Here is a 1,015-nt window from a genome sequence, read left to right as displayed (position 1 = left end):
GCGGCAGCCGGGGCGGCAGCGGTGCCGGAGGCAGGGGCGACGGCGTCGGCAGTGCCGTCCTGGGCCTTGCATGCCACCAGGATCGGCAGCAGGGCCATCAGGGTCAGGGCGAAGCGGGTCTTCATCGGCGACATCTCCAGCAGGATGGGGGACAAATGCCGGACGCGCCGCAAGCGCGGTCCGGCCACCCCGTCATGATGCCATGGCGCGGATGAAGCGCCGTACGCCGATTACTTGCCTGCGCGCTCGCGGGCGATCAACGCGTCGGCGATACGCAGCATGTCCTCGAAGTTCTTGCCCTTGACCAGGTACTTGCCGTTGACGATCAGCGCCGGGGTGCCGGAGATGTCGGCGCGCACGGCGAAATCGCGCGCGGCCTTCACCTGCGCGGCGACCTGCGGGCTCTGGTAGGCGGCGATGAAGGCCTGCGGCTTGACCCCGAAGCCGGCGTAGAACGTGGCCAGTTCCTCCGGCGCCACGTTCTGCACCGGTACGCTGCGCTTGTCGTGGATGGCCTCGAACATGGCGCGGTGGCTGCGGCTCTGCACGCCCAACTGCTGCGCGGCATAAAAGGCGCTGGCGAAGTTGTCCCAGTAGCCGCCGAATGCCGCCGGCACCAGGGTCAGGCGCACGTCCTTGGCCTGCTTGCCGGCCCATTCCTCCAGCAGCGGCTCGAAGTGCGCGCAATGCGGGCAGGTATAGCCGAACACTTCCACCACCTCGATCTTGCCGGCCAGCGGCGCGAACGGCTTGGGATTGGCGATCAGCGTGTAGTCCTCCCCTTCCACCGCGGTGGCGGACTTGGGTTGCGCGCAGGCGCTCAACGGCAGCAGGGCGAGCAGGCACAACAGCAGGCGGGGCAGACGGTTCATGCGATCTCCAATGGCAAAAAACGAACGCCGGTCGTCGGGACCGGCGCGAAGGGGAAACGGGCCGGCGCCGCCGCGGCGGCGCGCGGTCAGGATTGTTGCGCGGGCGCCGGCTGCTGTGGCGTCGCCGCGGCCGGTGCCGCCTG

1 protein-coding gene is annotated in these 1,015 nt (G+C 69.5%); it reads right to left on the bottom strand.

The window, feature by feature from the left end; all coding sequences use genetic code 11:
* Positions 1 to 230: 230 nt before the first annotated feature.
* Positions 231 to 872: a thiol:disulfide interchange protein DsbA/DsbL gene (locus D183_RS0119790; protein WP_017910536.1), complete on the bottom strand. Its 642-nt coding sequence runs from the start codon at positions 870 to 872 to the stop codon at positions 231 to 233.
* Positions 873 to 1,015: the final 143 nt, after the last annotated feature.

This window comes from Xanthomonas sp. SHU 199, assembly GCF_000364665.1.
GTDB classification, from domain to species: domain Bacteria; phylum Pseudomonadota; class Gammaproteobacteria; order Xanthomonadales; family Xanthomonadaceae; genus Xanthomonas_A; species Xanthomonas_A sontii.
The sequence above is the reverse complement of the archived record's forward strand: the minus strand, read 5'-3'. Positions and strand labels throughout refer to the sequence as shown.